Origin of the sequence: Azospirillum fermentarium (genome assembly GCF_025961205.1) — a bacterium.
GTDB classification, from domain to species: Bacteria; Pseudomonadota; Alphaproteobacteria; order Azospirillales; family Azospirillaceae; genus Azospirillum; species Azospirillum fermentarium.
The window spans coordinates 621,086-639,150 of sequence record NZ_JAOQNH010000001.1 but is presented as its reverse complement, the minus strand read 5'-3'; the positions used below and the strand labels follow the sequence as shown (position 1 = coordinate 639,150).

The following is an 18,065-nucleotide window of genomic DNA, read 5'->3' as shown; positions in this document are numbered from 1 at the left end:
CATGAACGTTGCCAACATCCTGCGCTATCCCGTGAAGGGGCTGAGCGCGCAAGAACTGCCCCGGACCACCGTGACCGTGGGCGGAGGCTTGCCGCTCGACCGCCGTTACGCCTTGCTTCTGGGCACCCTGACGCCGGAGGTCGGGTTGCCGGAGGAGGGCGGGTGGCGTCCCAAGACCGATTTCCTGGCGCTGGACCGTCACGAACGGCTGGCGGCGCTGCACACCGATTTCGACCCCGACACCCACATGCTGGTGATCCGCCGCAACGGCAAGCCGGTGTCCCGCGGGCGCCTGGACCAGCCCATGGGCCGGACACTGGTGGAACAGTTCTTCACCGCCTACATGGCCGGCTCGGTCCCCGGTGTGCCGCGGATCCAGGAGGCGGGAGAGACGTTCGCCTTCAGCGATGTCCGCGAGCCGCTGGTGTCCATCCTCAATCTCGCCAGCGTGCAGGACATCGAGCGGGTGGCGAAACAGCCGGTGGACCCTCACCGCTTCCGCGCCAACCTGTGGCTGGACGGCGTGCCGGCGTGGGGGGAACGGTCGTGGATCGGCCGCACGCTGTGCATCGGCGATGCGCGGCTGGAGGTCACCGCCCCCATCGGCCGCTGCCCGGCGACCGAGGTCAACCCCCAGACCGGCGCGCGTGACCTGAACGTGGTGCAGACGCTCAAACGCGGGTATGGTCACGCCCACTGCGGCGTCTATGCCCGTGTGGTGGCCGGCGGGTCCATCGCCACCGGCGACGGGGTGACGCTCGCCTGACCGGAGCGGTGGGGGGAGCATGGTGGCGGGGGACGATACCGGCTGGCTGGCGGCCTTTCCGCCGCTGACGGCGCTGGAGCCGGAGGCGCTCGGTCTTCTGCGCGCCCAGGCCCGGCGCATGGTTGTTTCCCGTGGAACAGTGGTGTTCACCCCCGGCGCCCTGTGCCGGCATTTCATGCTGGTGCTGGACGGCGCCATCCGCGTGCAGATGGTGTCGGAGAACGGGCGGGAGATCCTGCTGTACCGGGTGGCGCGGGGCGAGACCTGCATCCTGACCACCGCCTGCCTGATGACGCGGGCCGATTACAGCGCCGAGGGCATCGCCGAGTCGGATGTGGAGGCGGTGGCGGTGGCCGCCCAGCCGTTTCACGCCCTGCTGGCCCGCTCCGCCGTGTTCCGCGATTTCGTCTTCGCCTCCTTCGGCACGCGGCTCACCGGGCTGATGATGCTGGTGGAGGAGGTGGCGTTCGGGCGCATCGACCTGCGGCTGGCCCGGCTGCTGCTGGACCGCGGCGGTGCGGCGGGTGGGCTGGACATGACCCATCAGGCCCTGGCCGCCGAACTGGGCACCGCGCGCGAGGTGGTCAGCCGCCAGTTGAAGGAGTTCGAGCGCCGCGGGCTGGTGGCCCTGACCCGCGGCCACATCGCCGTGTGCGATGCCGGCGCGCTGGCCGCCCTGGCCGAGAACGGGCGCCACGGCCCGTAACCGGCGCCGGACAACCTGCAATTCCGTTCAAGACCGCCCCCGCGCCCCCGCGGCACACTTTCCCCCGTCATGATGACGGAGGAAGCATGAGCGGCTATGTCCACGGCTATTCGGGGCGGGAGGCGGAACGGCTGGCCGATCAGGCGGCGATCCTGGAAGCCCTGATCCACGACGGCCTGTCCTTTCCCCCCGGCACCCATGTGCTGGAGGCCGGGTGCGGCACCGGGCGCCAGACGGCGGCGCTGCTGGCCCGCCATCCCGGCATCCGCATCACGGCGCTCGACATCGACGCCGGCCAGCTTGCGGCGGCGCGGGCGGCCTGTCCGGGGCCGCGGGTGACGTGGATTCACGGCGACCTGCGCACGGCCCCCCTGGCGGACGCGGGCTTCGATCACGGTTTCGTGTGCTTCGTGCTGGAGCATCTGGCCGACCCGGCGGCGGCGCTGGGCGTCCTGCGCCGCGCCGTCCGGCCCGGCGGCAGGGTGACGGTGGTGGAGGGGGACCACGGTTCCTTCCGCACCGTGCCGGAAACCGCGGCGGGGCGGGCGGCGTGGGATGCGCTGGTGGCGGCGCAACGGCGGCTGGGCGGCAACCCCGACATCGGGCGGCGGCTGCACGGGCTGCTGACCGCCGCCGGTTTCAGCGATGTGCGGGTGGAGCCGCGCACGGTGTTCGCCGACGCCGGGGCACCGGCGTTGCGGGATGGGTTCACCCGGCGCATCATCGTGCCCATGGTGGCCGGTGCGGTGGACGGGGCGGCACACGCCCAGGGGCTGGCCGATCTCGCCGCGGCGTCGTCGGGGCCGGACGGGGTGACCACCTACACCTTCTACCGGGCGGTGGGGCGGGTGCCGGAATGAGCGGAGAGACCGGATCGGTGCGGGTGTGGCGGGCCGCCGGGCTGTTCGGGGGCATCGACGTGCTGCGCGCCGATTACCGCCGCCGCAGCTTCGCCCCCCATTTCCACGAGGATTTCACGGTCGGGGTGGTGACGCGGGGAACCAACCGCTTCCGCTATGGCCGCGCCCGGCTGGCGGCCCCGGCGGGCACCGTCTGTCTGGCCGCCCCCGGCGAAATCCACACGGGCGAGGCGGACGAGGCCGGGTGGAGCTATTGGACCGCGCAGATTCCCGCACCCGCCCTGGCCGGTCTGGCTTCCGGGCTGGGGCGCGCGCCGGGGGCCATCCCCGATTTCGCCAGCGGGGTGGTGGAGGATACCGCCGTCACCGCCCGTCTGGCCGCCTTCTTCACCGTCTTCGCCGCCGAAGGCCCGACGCTGCGCGCCGAGGAGCTGGGGACGGAGGCGCTGGGCGCCCTGATCGCCCGCCACGCGGCGGGCGGGCGGTGCGCGGCGCCCGGCCGTGGCGACACCCGCCTGGCCAGGCTGGTGCGGGCGGTGCTGGCCGACCGCGCGCCCGAGCCGGTGACCCTGGCCGACCTGGAGGAAGCGACGGGGGCGGGGCGGTTCCGCCTGCTCCGTGCGTTCCGCGCGGCCTACGGCCTGCCGCCCCATGCGTTCCAGGTGCAGATGCGGCTGGCGCGGGCGCGGGATCTGCTCAGGGCCGGGGTGGGGGTGGCCGATGCCGCGGCGGCGGCGGGCTTCGCCGATCAGGCGCACATGACGCGGCTGTTCCAGCGCTGCTACGGGCTGCCGCCCGGACGCCTGTCCCGCGCGGTGATGCGGCATCAAGGGGGTTGAGGGACGGGGGCCAAGCGGGCACAGTCGCCGGCTCACCCTTTCCATGCACCACATCTGCTCCATTCCGTTCATGACCGATCACGCTCTGGATTTGCCCATGCCGCTGTGGCGGCGGGCGTTCGTTCTCAGCCTGCCGATCCTGGTGGGCTATGTGCCCATCGGCATCGGGTTCGGCGTGCTGTGGGTGCAGCGGGGGCTGGACCCGCTGGGGGCGCCGCTCTTGGGGCTGGTGGTCTATGCCGGGGCGTCGCAGTTCATGGCCGCGGCGATGCTGGCGGCGGGGCAGGGGCCGCTGGAGATCGCGCTGGCCACGCTGACCATGAACGCCCGCCACGCGCTCTATGGTCTGGCGTTCCTCGACCGTTTTCCCGGATGGACGGCGGCCAAGGGCTATTTCGCCTTTGCCCTGACCGACGAGACCTATGCCGTGCTGGCCGCCGCCGGGCCGGGGCGGGAGGATGTGCGGCTGCCCGGCATCCTGTGGCGGGTGGCGGTGCTCAATCAGGCGTACTGGGTCATCGGCTGTGCGCTGGGCGCCCTGGCCGGCGGGTACGTGCCGGCGGGGATCAAGGGGCTGGATTTCGCGCTGACCGCGCTGTTCGTGGTGCTGCTGCTGGAACAGGTGCGCAGCGGCGTCACCCGGCGGGCGGCGCTGGTGGGCGGGCTGGCGGCGGCGGCGGGGGCGGCGCTGTTCGGCACCGCCAACACGCTGCTGCCGATCATGGCCGCGGCCCTTGTGGCGGTGGCGTTGCTGAACCGGAAGGCGGGCTGACATGACCATCGACAGCACGATCATCGTCACGGCCCTGCTGATGGCGCTGGTGACCGCACCGGCCCGGTTCCTGCCCTTCCTGATCGGCCACCGCCTGAACGATCCGACCCTGCGCCGCATGTTCGCCGACCTGTTTCCCCCGGCGGTGCTGGCGGTGCTGATCGTCTATCTGGGCTGGGGTGCCGCCCAGGCCCCCCTGGTGGAGCAGTTGGCCCAGCTTGCCGGCGTCGCCGTCACGGTTGCCGCCCACCTGACCGTGAGAAACCTTCTGGTTTCCGTCGGCGGCGGCACGGCGGTGTGCATGCTGATCCAGAACCTGCTGTAACGGGCTCCAAGGGCCGTCGGCCCTTGGCCGGGATGTGCGAAGGGCCGGCAGCCCTTCGCTCACGCCTCTTCCACAAACGCCGCGATCCGCCGCAACTCCTCCGCGGCCCGGAGCACCAGCGTCCCGACCCCCTCGTCCCCACCCTCCAGCGCCGCCCGCTCGATGGCGTCGCCCACCTCGGCCAGGGCGTGGGCGCCGATGGTGCGGGATGAACCGGCGAGCTTGTGCCCCGCCTGCCGCACGCCGTCCCAGTCGCGGGCGGCGAAGGCGGCTTCCAGCCGGGTCTGGGTGGCGCGGTTGGAGGTGAGGAATTCGCCCACCAGCGTGACGATGAACCCGTCGTCGCCGTCGAAAAGCGCGGCCAGCGCCCCCAGGTCGAGAGGGTCCGCCGGGGTGGGCGGCGGGGACGGCACCACCACCGGGGCCGGGGCGCAGCCGCGCGGCGGCAGGTAGCGGTCGAGGATGCGGCGGAGGTGGTTGATCTCCACCGGTTTGGACACGCTGTCGTCCATGCCGGCGGCCAGGCACTTCTGCGCCTCGCCCTCCATGGCGTTGGCGGTGATGGCGATGATGGGGATATGGGCGCTGGGGGTATGGGGGCCGGGGGCCGCCTCTTCCGCGCGGATGGCGGCGGTCAGGGCGAAGCCGTCCAGTTCCGGCATCTGGCAATCGGTGAGCAGCAGGGCATAGCGCCCGGTGCGCCACATCTCCAGCGCCTCGCGCCCGTCGTTGCCCACCTCGGCGGCGAAGCCCAGCAGGGCCAGCTGGCGCAGGATCACCTGACGGTTGGTGGGATGGTCCTCGGCCACCAGGATCAGCCGCCCGGCGGCCTCGGCCTCCGCCACGGTGGGGGCGCGGCTGCCGGCGGTGACGGCGCTGGTGCGGGGCGGGGTGGAGGGGGCGTGGGGTTCCGGCTGGCGGCGGCCGGTGGCTTCCTGCACCGCGCGGACAAGCTGGGTGCGGCGCACGGGGCGGGTGACCACCGCCGCCCCGCCCACGTCCGACGGAACCACCTGGGGCGTCACCATCACCAGCCCGGCGTCCAGCAGCGCGCGTTCGCAGCGCAGCCCGTCCACGTCGGCCTCTTCGGCCACGATCACCGCGTCGGGGGGATGGCCGTTCGCCAGCAGGCGGGCGGCGTCCAGGGCGTCGGCCACCTCTTCCACCGCGGCCCCTTCCGCCGCGGCGTAGCGGGCGAGGAAGCGGCGCTCGTCGGGTTCGGGATCGACCACCAGCAGGCGCAGGCCCCGCAGCCCGGCCTCGGCCTCCGGGGCTGCGGTGTCCGCAAGATCGGCGGTGAAGGTGAACCAGAAGCTGGACCCGCGCCCCGGTTCGCTCTCCACCCCGATCTCGCCGCCCAGCAGTTCGGCGATGCGGCGGCAGATGGACAGCCCCAGCCCGGTGCCGCCGAACCGGCGGGTGGTGGAGGCTTCGGCCTGGGAGAAGGGGCGGAACAGGCGTGCCTGCACGTCGCGGGGGATGCCGATGCCGGTGTCGATCACCGAGATCCCCACCGTCGCCCGCCCGCCGGCGGCGGCAATCAGTTCCGCGCGGATCTTGACCGCCCCGGCGTCGGTGAACTTCACCGCGTTGCCGGCAATGTTGAACAGCACCTGCCGCAGCCGCACCGGGTCGCCCATCACCGCCGCCGGCAGGTCGGGGTCGATGTAGGTGATGAGGGCCAGATCCTTCTTGCGCGCTTCCGGCGCCAGGGTGTCGGCCACTCCCTCCACCACCTGGGCCAGCGACACCGGCACCCGTTCCAGATCCAGCCGCCCGGCCTCGATCTTCGAGAAATCCAGGATGTCGTTGATGATGGTCAGCAGCGACCCGGCGGAATCGCGCACCACCGTCACCAGTTCGCGCTGCTCGGCGCTGAGGGGGGTGTATTCCAGCAGCTCCAGCATCCCCTGAACGCCGTTCATGGGGGTGCGGATCTCGTGGCTCATGGTGGCGAGGAACAGGGATTTGGCCTGGTTGGCCGCTTCCGCCTCGGCACGCGCGGCCTCGGCCGCGTGGGTGGCGTCCACCAGGGCGCGGGTGCGCTCCGCCACCTGATTTTCCAGGGTGCGGTTGAGGGAGGCCAGTTCCTCGTACAGGTGCACGTTGTCGAAGCCGACCGCCACCTTGGAGCAGAACACCTCCAGCAGCCGCCGCTCGTCCTCGCTGGGGGGATGGGCGTGGGTGAGCAGGAACGCCACGTCGTGGCGGCTGGAGGTGGAGCGGAACGCCAGGATGCTGTGGCCGCGCTCGTACCGGTGGCGCACCGCGGCCAGGGCCGCCGTCACCTGTTCGGCCAGATCGGCGGGCACCGCCGGTTCGGTGCCGTGGCCCACCACCTGCCCGTCCAGCCCGGTGAAGGCGCCGCAGCCGCCGAGCGCCAGCACGGGCGGATCGTCGGGGTCGATCCCGTCCTCGTCCGGGCCGGGCAGGGGGCGCAGGCACAAGAGCGCGCCGGTCAGGGCGGGGAACACCGCCTCGATCCGTTCCGCCGCCCCGGCGATGTAGGCCGCCACCGTGCGCTTGTCGAGCAGGGCGGAGGAGGCGTTCAGGATGCGCTCCAGCCCCTGGCGGTGCTGTTCGATGGCCGAGATGTCCTGATAGCCGCGCAGGGCGGCGACGACGGAGGTGAACAGCTTCTGCGCCGTCAGCTCGGTCTTGGATTTGTAGTCGTTGATGTCGTAGTTGAGGATGACGTCCCGCTCGGGCGCCTGCCCCGGCTGGCCGGTGCGCAGGATGATGCGGACCCGCCGGTTGTGCATGTCGTTGCGGATGTGGCGGACCAGCCGCAGGCCGGCGTCGTCGGATTCCATCACCACGTCCAGCAGCACCACGGCGATGCCGGGATGCTGGGCCAGGATGGTGCGCGCCTCCGCCGCGGTGGCGGCGGACAGGAACTGGGCCGGGCGCCCTTCGAACGAGAATCCCCGCAGCACCATCTTGGTGGTGGCGTGGATGGCGGGATCGTCATCGACGATCAGGATCAGCCAGGGATCGGCGGTGTCGGGCGGTGTGTCTGACGCCGGGACCGGGGCGGTCTCCGGCCCCGGATCTTCATCGGCGAACAGAAACTCGTCGCTCACGCGCCCCTCCGGCCGGGTCCATACGGCATGATTGAATCGGAACGCGCAACAGTACCACAACCCCGCGTACGCTGAACAGCAGGGCTCCTTCGCTTCCTGCCGTTTCCGTCACCCCCGCTCGCCGCCGTCGCCCTGGCAGAAACGGCGCAGCTCGTCCAGGTCGGCCACCGATACGGTGCCGCCCTGGGTTTCCACCCCGATGCCCCGCAGTTTCGACAGGGCGCGGGAAAAGGTTTCCGGCTGCATCCCCAGACGCCGGGCGACCAGCGCCTTGTCGAAGGGCAGGGCGAACATGGCCGATCCGCCGCCCGGCGGGCAGAAGCGCAGCAGGAACGAGCCGACGCGCTGGGCGGTGGGCTGCACCTGAAGCTGTTCGATCTGCTGCACCAGATGGCGCAGCCGCACCGACAGCGACCCCAGCATGGCAAAGGCGATGCCGTCGTCCTCGCGCAGGCAGCGGGCGAAGCCCTCGGCGGTGATGGTCAGCACGCGGGATTCGGCCACCGCCTCGGCGCAGACGGGAAACTGGCCGCTGGCGAACATGGCCGCCTCGGCAAAGGTCTCGCCGGGGGCGACGATGTTGACCACGGCTTCCCCCCCGTCATGGGTCAGCCGGTACAGCTTCACCCACCCGTCCAGCAGCACGAAGAAGCGGTCCGCCGCCTCGTCCTGCACGAACAGGGTGGTGCCGCGGGGGACGGTGCGCCCCTGGGCGGTGGCCACCAGCGTGGCCAGCGCGCGGTCGCTCAGCCGCTGGAACAGCGCGTTGTCGCGCAGCAGGGCGGCGTCCTGGGGCCGCAATCCGGGAATGGGGGGCGTCATCGGCTTGTTCTCCCATCGCTTCGGGCCGGGGGCTTCGGGGGCTGCGGGCCAGAATAGGCCGGGGGCGGGGGGAAATGCAAAGAGCCTGCTGGCGTATGCGTCACGTCCGGGTTAGCATGAACCCACCATGCCGCATCGCAAGACCGTCATCCTGACCGGCGCCAGCCGGGGTATCGGACACGCCACCGTCGCGCGGTTCAGCGCCGAGGGCTGGCGGGTGATCTCCTGCTCGCGCGAGGACGTGCCGGCCCACTGCCGCCGCGATCCCAACTGGACCCACCACATCACCGCCGACCTGTCGGACCCGGCCAGCCGCACCGCCTTCATCGAGGAGGCGAACCGGGTGCTGGACGGCAACCCGCTGCACGCGCTGATCAACAACGCCGGCGTCTCGCCCAAGACCCCGATCAAGGAGCGGCTGGGCTGCCTGAACGGCGACATCGCCGGCTGGTACCGGGTGTTCGAGCTGAATTTCTTCGCACCGCTGGTGCTGGCCCGCGGTTTCGCCGCCCCGCTGGCCCGCGGCAAGGGGGCCATCGTCAACGTGACCTCCATCGCCGGCCATTCGGTCCACGCCTTCGCCGGCTCGGCCTATTCCACGTCCAAGGCGGCGCTGTCGGCGCTGACGCGGGAAATGGCGGTGGAATTCGCGGAAATCGGCGTGCGCGTCAACGCGGTGGCGCCGGGCGAGATCGAAACCGCCATGACCGGCCCGGAATACGACGTGCTGATCCCCCGCATCCCGCTGAAGCGCATGGGCACGCCGGAAGAGGTGGCGGCGGTGATCTACACCTTCTGCGGCCCCGACACCGGCTATGTCACCGGCACCGAGGTGTTCATCACCGGCGGCCAGCACCTGTTCTGAGGGGGTGCTGGAAACCGGAGCGTTCTCCCTCTCCCCGCCGGGGGGAGAGGGCTGGTGAGCCGGGTTGCGTTGCTTACCCCAGGTTGAAGCGGGTGACGGCGCCGGCGAAGTCCTCGCCGAAATGCTCGCCCACGCGGATCACTGCCACCCCTTGCGGGATTTCCTTCAGGGCCGGGTTGTCCAGGCTCATGGAGGTCAGCAGCGCCATGGGCACGTCCTTGGTGATGCTCATGGCGCGCAGGCCGCGGATCAGGTCCAGCCCCGACAGCCCGTCCATCACCAGCGACGCGATCAGCATGTCGGGCGGCACCCGCACGGCGATGCTGATGGATTCGATGGGGTCGCTGACCGTCACCGTGCGGAAGCCGCAGGCCGCCAGTTCGCCCCCCACCTTCTTCGCCACCACCTTGGACGGGGTGACCAGCATGATTTCCACGTCGCGGATGTCCACGTCGGTCACTTCGAACCGGTAGCGGACGGGCAGCGCGCGGATGATCTGGTTGGTTTCGGCCAGGGCCGGCTGTTCGGCGCGGTCCACCACCTGCGACGTACGGTCGAGGAAGGTCTGGATGTCGCTGATTTCCCGCTCGCCCAGACGGGTCAGGCCGTTCAGGTAGTCTTCGAGCCGGTGGGCGATCAGGCTGACCGTGGGAAAGCCGAAGGACGTGCCCATGCCCTTGAAATTGTGGGTTTCCAGCCGGATGACGCCGATGACGCTGACCTCGCTGCGTTCTCCCTTGGCCAGCCCGTCCAGGGCGTCGTACATCACCTGCAGGCGGTCGCGGGCGTCATCGACGAATTCGACGCGCAGGCGGTCTTCAAGATCTTCGGTGGAGGCAGAGCGGGTCATGGACGCCTTTTCCGGTTACAGGTGAACGCAACGGGTCAGCACGTTACACCAGATACCGGAAGCGAAACAAACGACGCCATGCCGCAGCGGCAAAAAAAGCAAAAGAACCGGGAATCACCCGTTATCCGGGTGCTCAGAGCCGGTCCAGCAGGTCCGAGAACCACGCCAGCCGGGCTTCGGCCTGGGCCACGTCGTGATCGAGCCACGCCGACAGATGGCCGCCGTCGCCGGCGTGGTGCCGCTTCAGGTCGGCCAGCCGGGCCAGTTCGGTTTCGTGCAGCATGACGAGCTGGTCCACCTGCTCCCGGCGCACCTCGGGATCGTCCATCAGGTGCAGGAAGCGCATCTTCAGCGCCACCACCAGCTTGTTCAGCCCGTCGGTGGAGGGCAGCCGCACGTTGGCGCGCATCAGCGTGTCGAACTCCACCCGGCCGGCGGCGGTCACGCCCAGAAGCGCGTTGTCCTCCATCCCCGTTCCGTCCAGGGCCTCGATCAGCCCCTCGTAGCGCAGCATTTCCAGCGAGGTGCCCATCAGATCGAGCGACGGACCCATGATGCGGTCGAGGAAATGGCGGACCGACGAGGCGAGGTCGGCGTAGCGCAGCGGGCCGCCGTGAAACAGCGTGCCCAGCACGGCAAGGCGCACAGCCTCCTTCGGCATCAGCGAATTGTCGCGGTACATGGCGCCCCTCGGAAAGAACGGACTGTGACAGCCTCTAAGGTAATCGTTGAGAAGCCGGGTGTCCAGCCCAACCCTGCGTCATTCCGTCCCGCCGGGCAGCGGGGTGCCCCCGTCTGTGACCTGATCACAGACAGCCCCCGCCCACAGCCCTATACCGGCGTCATCGGACCATCAGGATCAGGAAGGAATCGTTTCCATGCAGAATGTCGGTGGCGTTGACCGTGCGTTGCGCGCGGTGGTCGGTCTGGTTCTCATCGCCCTGGTCTTCGTCGGCCCCCAAACCCCGTGGGGGTGGATCGGGCTGGTGCCGCTGCTGACGGCGGTGATCGGGTTCTGCCCGGCCTATCTGCCGTTCGGACTGAAGACCTGCCCCGTCAAGCGGGATTGATTCGGTTCAAAACGCCGGTACGGAATTTTTTTCGGTGCCGGTGATCCAGGGGGCCCGCGGCTGCGTACAAAGGCGCGTGTGTGATCCTGGACGTTTCAGCCGATCAAACCTGGCTGCCCCTTTCCGCTGTTGCGGAAAGGGGCTTTCTTTTTTGGGGCACTGACTTGTCCTTGATGGGAGTTGTTAAGAAAAAATTACAGAATTTTCTTTCTTCCATGGGTAACATTTAAACGCATCAAGATTTTAATATGACAAAGAGCATTCTATTATGTAATTCTAGCGAACAATATTTTTTTATATGAACGAGGCATTGAATTTTGAAATAAAAATTCATATAGTTGTTTGGTGTTTAGTTCAGTCTGGAGTCTTGGTTCATCATGTGGCCATTCGGTACCTCCGCGCATCAGCGTGAACGCTCCGCCAAGCTCGCCGCCCTCGACACGTCGCAGGCGATCATCGAGTTCGATCTGGATGGTACGATCCTGACGGCCAACCAGAATTTTCTCGATGTCATGGGCTATGCCCTGGACGAGATCGTGGGGCGCCGGCACACGCTGTTCGTCCCGCCCGAACTGGTGGAATCCCAGCCGTACCGGGATTTCTGGGCGGCCTTGCGGCGCGGGGATTACCAGTCCCATCAATTCAAGCGGCTGGCCAAAGGCGGGCGGGAGGTGTGGCTTCAGGCCTCGTACAACCCCATCCTCGACGCCGCCGGGCGGCCGTACAAGGTGGTGAAGTTCGCCACCGATATCACCCGGAGCAAGCAGGAGCACGCCGACCTGCTGGGGCAGGTGGCGGCCATCAACAAGTCGCAGGCGGTGATCGAATTCGCGCTGGACGGCACCATCCTGACCGCCAACGCCAATTTCCTCAACGCCGTCGGTTACCGGCTGGACGAGATCCAGGGCCGGAACCACAGCCTGTTCGTCGATGACGCCACCCGCAACAGCCGGGACTACCGGGATTTCTGGGATGCGTTGCGGCGCGGGGACTATCAGGCGGGCCAGTTCAAGCGGATCGCCAAGGGCGGACGGACCATCTGGATCGAGGGATCCTACAACCCCATCCTCGACCTGAACGGCACGCCGTACAAGGTGGTGAAATATGCCACCGACATCACCCACAACATTGCGTTGCTGACCAACCTGAAACGGCTGATCGACGTCAACTTTGCCGCCATCGATGCCGCCATCGGCCTGTCGAACCGGCAAGCCGGGGCGGCGGCGGTGGCGGCCCAGGACACCACGGGCGACGTGCAGTCGGTGGCGGCCGCGGCGAAGGAACTGGCCGCGTCCATCGCCGCCATCACCGAAAGCATGAACCGGTCGCGCGAAGCCTCCGACAGCGCCTTCACCCAGGCGGAAGCCGCGGGCGAGGCCACCCGCCGGCTGGCCGATGCCACCCAGTCCATGGGTGGCATCGTCGGGCTGATCCAGAGCATCGCCGGGCAGATCAATCTGCTGGCGCTCAACGCCACCATCGAGTCGGCCCGCGCGGGCGAAGCGGGCCGCGGCTTCGCCGTCGTCGCCAACGAGGTCAAGAACCTCGCCAATCAGGCGGCCACTGCCACCGAACAGATCGACCGCCAGATCGAAGCGGTGCAGTCCATCGCCGGCAACGTGGTCGGTGCTCTGGACGGCATCCGCACCTCCATCGACACGGTGAAGGATTACGTCACCGACACCGCCAGCGCCATGGAACAGCAAAGCGCGGTCACCCGCACCATGTCGTTGTCCATGCAGAACGCCTCACAGGCGGTGGGCACCATCTCCCGCGGGATCGCCGGCATCTCCGCCGCGGTGGGGCAGGCCCATGGGGCTGTGGATAAGACCAAGCAAGCGGCGCAGGTGCTGGCGTGGTAAGCCCCGGCGTCTTTCCGGCGTGATGCCGTGGTCTCGACGGTCATTTCATGGGTTTCTTCGGCCCGGTGGCCGGTTCCCAGCGCCCGGCCTCGATGTCGGCCAGGGCATCCAGCAGGACGCGGCGTACGAAATCCCCCTGCCGCTCGTCACCACGGAGGCGGTCGATACGCTCCTTCGTCCCCTTTGGGGCGCGGACGAACAGGTCTTCATCATAGAGGCGAGGTTTCGGCATTCCGCGGTCTTACCCCGCCCCGCCCCGGCAGTGCAATCGGTGATGGGGTTTTTTCTTTAAAAACGATAGCGCAATCGGTTGTTTCGGTAATAAACGATATCGCTTATCGTGTCGAGATCAGCAAATAAACGAAGTAATGCTACCTAAAACAACGTTTGGATGATTAAAAATATAACCAGACAATATGGCATCTTAAGTTTTTGTTTTTCATGCCAATAATCGTTTTGTGAATATGCAAAAATATTGATGTATTTTTGTTTCCTTGCAGGATGGCGCCTGCGATACCTAGGTAAGATAAATTTCGTAAGATAATTCATAAATATCCCATTGATGATAACAAAATTATTTGTTATTGGTTACGTCTGTGCGCGCACAAGTCTGGTGTTTGGTGGTTTGTAAGCAATTTAGAATACGGGCGCGCGTCAGGAAGGTCTCCCGAAGTCTTCCATTTGATTGGAGGGAAGAATCCGCCATGTGGCCTTTCCGCACGCCGATGAATCGGCTTGATCTTGCCGCCAAGCTCGCCGCCCTGGAGAAATCCCAGGCTGTGATCGAATTCGATCTGGATGGCACCATCCTGACCGCCAACCAGAACTTTCTCGACGCGATGGGCTACCGTCTGGACGAGGTGGTTCGCCAGAAGCATGCCATGTTCGTCGAGCCTGCTGTTGCCGCGTCTGCGGAATACCGGGATTTCTGGGCGGCCTTGCGGCGCGGGGATTACCAGACGGGCCAGTTCAAGCGGCTGGCCAAGGGCGGGCGGGAAATGTGGTTCGAAGCCTCGTACAACCCCATCCTCGACACCGCCGGGAGGCCATACAAGGTGGTGAAGTACGCCACCGACGTGACCAAGAGCAAACAGGAATACGCCGACCTGCTGGGGCAGGTGGCGGCCATCAACAAGTCGCAGGCGGTGATCGAATTCGATCTGGACGGCACCATCCTGACCGCCAACGCCAATTTCCTGAACGCGGTCGGTTACCGGCTGGACGAGATCCAGGGCCGGAACCACAGCCTGTTCGTTGATGACGCCACCCGCAACAGCCGGGACTACCGGGATTTCTGGGATGCGCTGCGGCGCGGCGACTATCAGGCGGGCCAGTTCAAGCGGATCGCCAAGGGCGGGCGGGAAATCTGGATCGAGGGATCGTACAACCCCATCCTCGACCTGAACGGCACGCCGTACAAGGTGGTGAAGTACGCCACCGACATCACCCGCAACATCGAACTGCTGGCCAACCTGAAGCGTCTGATCGACGTCAACTTCGCCGACATCGACGCCGCCATCACCCAATCCGGCCGGCAGGCGGGGGCCGCCGCCGCGGCGGCCCAGGACACCACGGGCGACGTGCAGTCGGTGGCGACCGCGGCGGAGGAACTGGCCGCGTCCGTCGCCGCCATCACCGAAAGCATGAACCGGTCGCGCGAAGCCTCCGACAGCGCCTTTACCCAGGCGGAAGCCGCGGGCGAGGCCACCCGCCGGCTGGCCGATGCCGCCCAGTCCATGGGCGGCATCGTCGGGCTGATCCAGAGCATCGCCGGGCAGATCAACCTGCTGGCGCTCAACGCCACCATCGAGTCGGCCCGCGCGGGCGAGGCGGGCCGCGGCTTCGCCGTCGTCGCCAACGAGGTCAAGAACCTCGCCAATCAGGCGGCCACCGCCACCGAACAGATCTCCCGCGAGATCGAAGCGGTGCAGTCCATCGCCGGCAACGTGGTCGGCGCCCTGGACGGCATCCGCACCTCCATCGACACGGTGAAGGATTACGTCACCGACACCGCCAGCGCCATGGAGGAGCAGAGCGCCGTCACCCTGTCCATGTCGCATTCCATGCAGAGCGCCTCGCGGGCGGTCGAGACCATCTCCCACGGGATCGCCGAGATCTCCGCCGCGGTGGAACAGGCCAACGGCGCCGTCGCCAAGACCAAGGAAGCGGCCCAGGTGCTGGCGCGCTGAGATGCTGGCGCGCTGAGATAAGGAAGGGGGTGGGGAGCCGTACGCGCCCCCCGGCCCGCTTCAGAACATGTGGCCGCTGCGTTCGGCCTTGGTGCGCAGATAGGCGGCGTTGTGGCCGTTGGACGCGAAGATGTGCGGCACGCGCTCCACCACCTCGATGCCGCAGCGGGCCAGTTGGCGCAGCTTTTCCGGGTTGTTGGTCATCAGCCGCACCCGCCCGTATCCCAGTTGGCGCAGCATCTCCGCCGCCGGCAGATAGACCCGCTCGTCCGCTTCGAAGCCCAGGAGTTCGTTGGCGTCCACCGTGTCGAAACCGCTGTCCTGCAGGCGGTAGGCGCGCAGCTTGTTCACCAGCCCGATCCCGCGCCCCTCCTGCGCCAGATAGAGCAGCACGCCGCTGCCGACGTTGGAGATCTCGCGGATGGCGCCGCGCAACTGCTCGCCGCAGTCGCAGCGCAGGCTGCCCAGCAGATCGCCGGTGAAGCATTCCGAATGCAGCCGCGCCAGCACCGGCTGGTCCGGGTCCGGCTCACCGATCACGATGGCCAGATACTCCGGCCCGCCGTCGGCGGGGCGGAAGGCCACCACCCGCGTTTCCTCCGCCCCGTCGAGCGGCACCCGCGCGTCGGCCACCCGCCGCAGGCTGCGCACCACATGGACGCGGTAATCCTCCACGTCGCGGGCGGTGACGGTCAGCACGTCGTGCCGCGCGCTCCACTCCGCCGCCGTCCCGCCGGTCAGAGCCACCGGCACCAGAACCGCCGCCGGCAGCAGCCGTGCCAGCTTGGCCAGATCCACCGCCGCTGCCGCGGCACAGCCGACCGGGGCCGGCGTGGCCGACAGGCCGGGGGGCAGGCCGGGGCCGTTCAGCATTTCCGGGTCGGCCAGGGCCAGGGCCGTATCGACGGCGATGCCGCCGTTCTGGGACAGAACCACCGCACCGCTGTCCGCCGCCGGCAGCCCCAGCACCAGCGCCCGGCGCCGCGTGACCGCCAGCACCGGCACCCCGCCGCCGGCCAGCGCCGTCAGCGCCGCGACCGAGTCGGGGGTGACGGATTCCATGCCGAGCGCCACGGCGGGCTTGCCGTCGTCGGACAGAATCGCCACCGGCTCCCCCCGGCGCAGCGCGGCAAGCGCCCGGTCCACCGCCCGGAGAACGGCATCGTCAAGGGGAAGGGCAGCGGAAGTCAGGGGTTCGGCGGGCATGGCAGCTTGGGCGCAGGAGAAGGGCGGGGCGATGGTGCGGGGTCAGAACAAACCAAGCCGAAACCCTAGCCCCCCCGGCGCGGAAATGCAAAACCGCAAGCATGCCGTTTCCCGCTCCGCACCGTTGCCGTGGGCGCAACGATCGGCCGCCGTGGTCGTTCCGGTGCCGGTTCTTTGGGCGCGGTGTGTGATGGTATCATGTTCCGCATGCGGAATGATAAGGGTGGTGCCTGGATTCTTCGCGGATGGCAGAGCGGGCGGGCGCCCACCGCCGCGAAGGACAAGAGCCGGTTGCCCGTGCTAGGGTGCGCCGCTTTGCGATGACCGATGTTCCTCTCATGACAGCTCTGCCCTGCATTCTTCTGGCCGATGACGACGTGGCCCTGCGCCAGTCGGTGGCCGAGCAGCTCCCCCTTCTCGACGCCGTGGAGACGGTGGAGGCGGGAACGGGGGCCGAGGCTCTGGCGGCGGTGGCCGTGCGCATGCCGGCGGCGGCGGTGGTGGGATCGTCCCTGCCGGACATGGACGGGCCGGGCCTGTGCCGCCGCCTGCGCGACGCCGGCATGGACGGGCCGGTGATCCTGCTGGTCCGTGCCGGCGACGAGGCCGGGGCCATGGCCGGGCTGGAGGCCGGGGCCAGCGAAACCCTGGTCCGCCCGTTCCGTCTGGGCACCCTGGTCACCCGCCTGCGCACGCTGCAACAGGCGGCGGCCCGGCGCCAGGGGGAGGCGGCGGTGACCATCGGCCCCTACCGTTTCAGCCCGGCGGCCAAGCTGCTGGAGGCGGCGGACGACGGGCGGCGGGTGCGTCTGACCGAAAAGGAAGCGGCGATCCTGGACTATCTGCACCGGGCCGCCACCGGCTCCATACCCAATACCGGCCCGGGCCCGAATGCCGGCCCCGGCGTGGTGGGGCGGGAGGAATTGCTGGGGGAGGTGTGGGGCTACAGCGCCGGGGTCACCACCCACACCCTGGAAACCCACATCTACCGTCTGCGCCAGAAGATCGAGACGGACCCGGCCAACGCCGCCATTCTGGTGACCGAACCGGGCGGCTACCGCCTGATTCCCTGATCCCGCACCGCCTTCTGCCCCCGTCCGGCGATGGTCAGGGTGGGGGTATAGCCGATCCAGCGCTGGCGCCCGTCGTCGGGGGTGCGCCGCTGCAGCAGCCCGCCCGGCTGCCACAGGCCGCGCCCGCGCTGCTGGACCGGCAGAAGCCGCAGCTTGCGCGCCACGATGGCCAGCCGGCGGCGCCAGTGCGACACCATCTGCGGCGAGCTTCCCACCCGCCGTGCGATTTCATGATCCGACAGCAGGGCGCTGCCGGGATCCTGCAGCAGCTCCAGCACCGCCCGGCGTTTCTGGACGGCGGTGTAGCGGATGTTGCGCCGTTCCAGCGCCTTGCCCAGATCCCACAGCTTTTCCGCGGTCTCGCGGGCCAGGTTGCGCCAGCGGTCGGCCTCTTCCCGCTGCTTTTCCGCCTCGGTCACCGCCTTGTCCAACTGGCGCGACAGCACCGCCACTTCCCGTTCCAGGTCGCTGACCTGCCGGCGCAGGCCCAGCAGCATCTGTTCGGCGGGCGGCGGCTTGGCCGGGGGAGCGGACGGCGGCGGGGTGGTGATGGGGGCCTGGGGGGCGGCGTCACCGGGCGGCCGGGCCGCGGCAAGGGCGAGATCGCGGAAGGTCAGGCCGGCCCGTGACAGCATGATCCGGGCGGCCCTGAGGGCGGACATGGCCTCGCCCTGATGCTCCGACTCGGCCATGGCGAGCACTTTGGCAAGCTTGTCGGGGTCCATCCGTGGGTGGGTTCCTGCGCGGCGGGGCGTCTGAGGGAGGGGGTTCTGGAAA

Annotated in this window: 18 protein-coding genes; 11 read left to right on the top strand and 7 right to left on the bottom strand. The window is 68.7% G+C overall.

Annotation, left to right across the window (positions count from 1 at the left end):
• The first annotated feature begins 1 nt into the window (after window position 1).
• The 6 genes from M2352_RS03075 (at window position 2) to M2352_RS03050 (ending at window position 4,268) form a co-directional block, all read left to right on the top strand.
• The gene (locus M2352_RS03075; protein WP_264663041.1) at window positions 2-766 is read left to right on the top strand and encodes an MOSC domain-containing protein; all 765 of its coding nucleotides are present in this window, start codon (window positions 2-4) and stop codon (window positions 764-766) included.
• A gap of 19 nt (window positions 767-785) precedes the next feature.
• Entirely contained in the window at window positions 786-1,472 is a 687-nt protein-coding gene (locus tag M2352_RS03070; RefSeq protein ID WP_264663040.1) for a Crp/Fnr family transcriptional regulator, read from the top strand.
• An 86-nt stretch (window positions 1,473-1,558) separates the two neighbouring features.
• On the top strand, window positions 1,559-2,332 hold the full coding sequence (locus M2352_RS03065) for a class I SAM-dependent methyltransferase (RefSeq protein WP_264663039.1): 774 nt from the start codon (window positions 1,559-1,561) through the stop codon (window positions 2,330-2,332).
• A complete protein-coding gene (locus M2352_RS03060; RefSeq protein WP_264663038.1) occupies window positions 2,329-3,171 on the top strand; it encodes an AraC family transcriptional regulator in 843 nt (280 codons plus the stop codon). The genes M2352_RS03065 and M2352_RS03060 overlap by 4 nt, the downstream gene beginning before the upstream one ends.
• Before the next feature lie 70 nt (window positions 3,172-3,241).
• Window positions 3,242-3,943, top strand: a complete 702-nt coding sequence (locus M2352_RS03055; protein ID WP_264663037.1) for an AzlC family ABC transporter permease — start codon at window positions 3,242-3,244, stop codon at window positions 3,941-3,943.
• Window position 3,944: 1 nt separating this feature from the next.
• A complete protein-coding gene (locus M2352_RS03050) occupies window positions 3,945-4,268 on the top strand; it encodes a branched-chain amino acid transporter permease (protein ID WP_264663036.1) in 324 nt (107 codons plus the stop codon).
• Window positions 4,269-4,327: 59 nt separating this feature from the next.
• Here M2352_RS03050 and M2352_RS03045 read toward each other — a convergent pair whose 3' ends face one another.
• Both M2352_RS03045 and M2352_RS03040 read right to left on the bottom strand, forming a co-directional pair.
• Entirely contained in the window at window positions 4,328-7,351 is a 3,024-nt protein-coding gene (locus tag M2352_RS03045) for a response regulator (RefSeq protein ID WP_264663035.1), read from the bottom strand.
• 108 nt (window positions 7,352-7,459) lie between these two features.
• Entirely contained in the window at window positions 7,460-8,173 is a 714-nt protein-coding gene (locus M2352_RS03040; protein WP_264663034.1) for a Crp/Fnr family transcriptional regulator, read from the bottom strand.
• Window positions 8,174-8,300: 127 nt separating this feature from the next.
• Here M2352_RS03040 and M2352_RS03035 point away from each other — a divergent pair, with 127 nt between their 5' ends.
• Entirely contained in the window at window positions 8,301-9,038 is a 738-nt protein-coding gene (locus M2352_RS03035) for an SDR family NAD(P)-dependent oxidoreductase (RefSeq protein WP_264663033.1), read from the top strand.
• Between the two features lie 73 nt (window positions 9,039-9,111).
• Here M2352_RS03035 and M2352_RS03030 read toward each other — a convergent pair whose 3' ends face one another.
• Window positions 9,112-9,888 carry an Hpt domain-containing protein gene (locus M2352_RS03030; RefSeq protein ID WP_264663032.1) on the bottom strand — a complete coding sequence of 259 codons (777 nt, stop codon included), beginning with the start codon at window positions 9,886-9,888 and terminating at the stop codon, window positions 9,112-9,114.
• Between the two features lie 133 nt (window positions 9,889-10,021).
• Window positions 10,022-10,570 (bottom strand): hypothetical protein, encoded by a 549-nt coding sequence (locus tag M2352_RS03025; RefSeq protein ID WP_264663031.1) that lies wholly within the window; start codon window positions 10,568-10,570, stop codon window positions 10,022-10,024.
• A 196-nt stretch (window positions 10,571-10,766) separates the two neighbouring features.
• On the opposite strand from M2352_RS03025, the gene M2352_RS03020 reads away from it, so the two are divergent.
• Together M2352_RS03020 and M2352_RS03015 are read left to right on the top strand one after the other, a co-directional pair.
• A complete protein-coding gene (locus M2352_RS03020) occupies window positions 10,767-10,958 on the top strand; it encodes a YgaP family membrane protein (RefSeq protein WP_264663030.1) in 192 nt (63 codons plus the stop codon).
• A gap of 377 nt (window positions 10,959-11,335) precedes the next feature.
• A complete protein-coding gene (locus M2352_RS03015) occupies window positions 11,336-12,820 on the top strand; it encodes a methyl-accepting chemotaxis protein (protein WP_264663029.1) in 1,485 nt (494 codons plus the stop codon).
• A 40-nt stretch (window positions 12,821-12,860) separates the two neighbouring features.
• On the opposite strand, the gene M2352_RS03010 is transcribed toward M2352_RS03015, so the two are convergent.
• Window positions 12,861-13,052 carry a hypothetical protein gene (locus M2352_RS03010; RefSeq protein ID WP_264663028.1) on the bottom strand — a complete coding sequence of 64 codons (192 nt, stop codon included), beginning with the start codon at window positions 13,050-13,052 and terminating at the stop codon, window positions 12,861-12,863.
• A gap of 472 nt (window positions 13,053-13,524) precedes the next feature.
• Between M2352_RS03010 and M2352_RS03005 the strand changes: the two genes are divergently transcribed.
• Window positions 13,525-15,009 (top strand): methyl-accepting chemotaxis protein, encoded by a 1,485-nt coding sequence (locus M2352_RS03005; protein WP_264663027.1) that lies wholly within the window; start codon window positions 13,525-13,527, stop codon window positions 15,007-15,009.
• 60 nt (window positions 15,010-15,069) lie between these two features.
• Here the strand turns inward: M2352_RS03005 and ribA are convergent, their stop codons facing one another.
• Window positions 15,070-16,215 carry a GTP cyclohydrolase II gene (ribA, locus tag M2352_RS03000; RefSeq protein WP_264663026.1) on the bottom strand — a complete coding sequence of 382 codons (1,146 nt, stop codon included), beginning with the start codon at window positions 16,213-16,215 and terminating at the stop codon, window positions 15,070-15,072.
• A gap of 338 nt (window positions 16,216-16,553) precedes the next feature.
• Here ribA and M2352_RS02995 point away from each other — a divergent pair, with 338 nt between their 5' ends.
• Window positions 16,554-17,288, top strand: coding sequence for a response regulator transcription factor (locus M2352_RS02995; protein ID WP_264663025.1), 735 nt, complete (start codon window positions 16,554-16,556; stop codon window positions 17,286-17,288).
• Here M2352_RS02995 and M2352_RS02990 read toward each other — a convergent pair.
• Window positions 17,270-18,013, bottom strand: coding sequence for a hypothetical protein (locus tag M2352_RS02990; protein ID WP_264663024.1), 744 nt, complete (start codon window positions 18,011-18,013; stop codon window positions 17,270-17,272). The genes M2352_RS02995 and M2352_RS02990 overlap by 19 nt on opposite strands.
• Window positions 18,014-18,065: the final 52 nt, after the last annotated feature.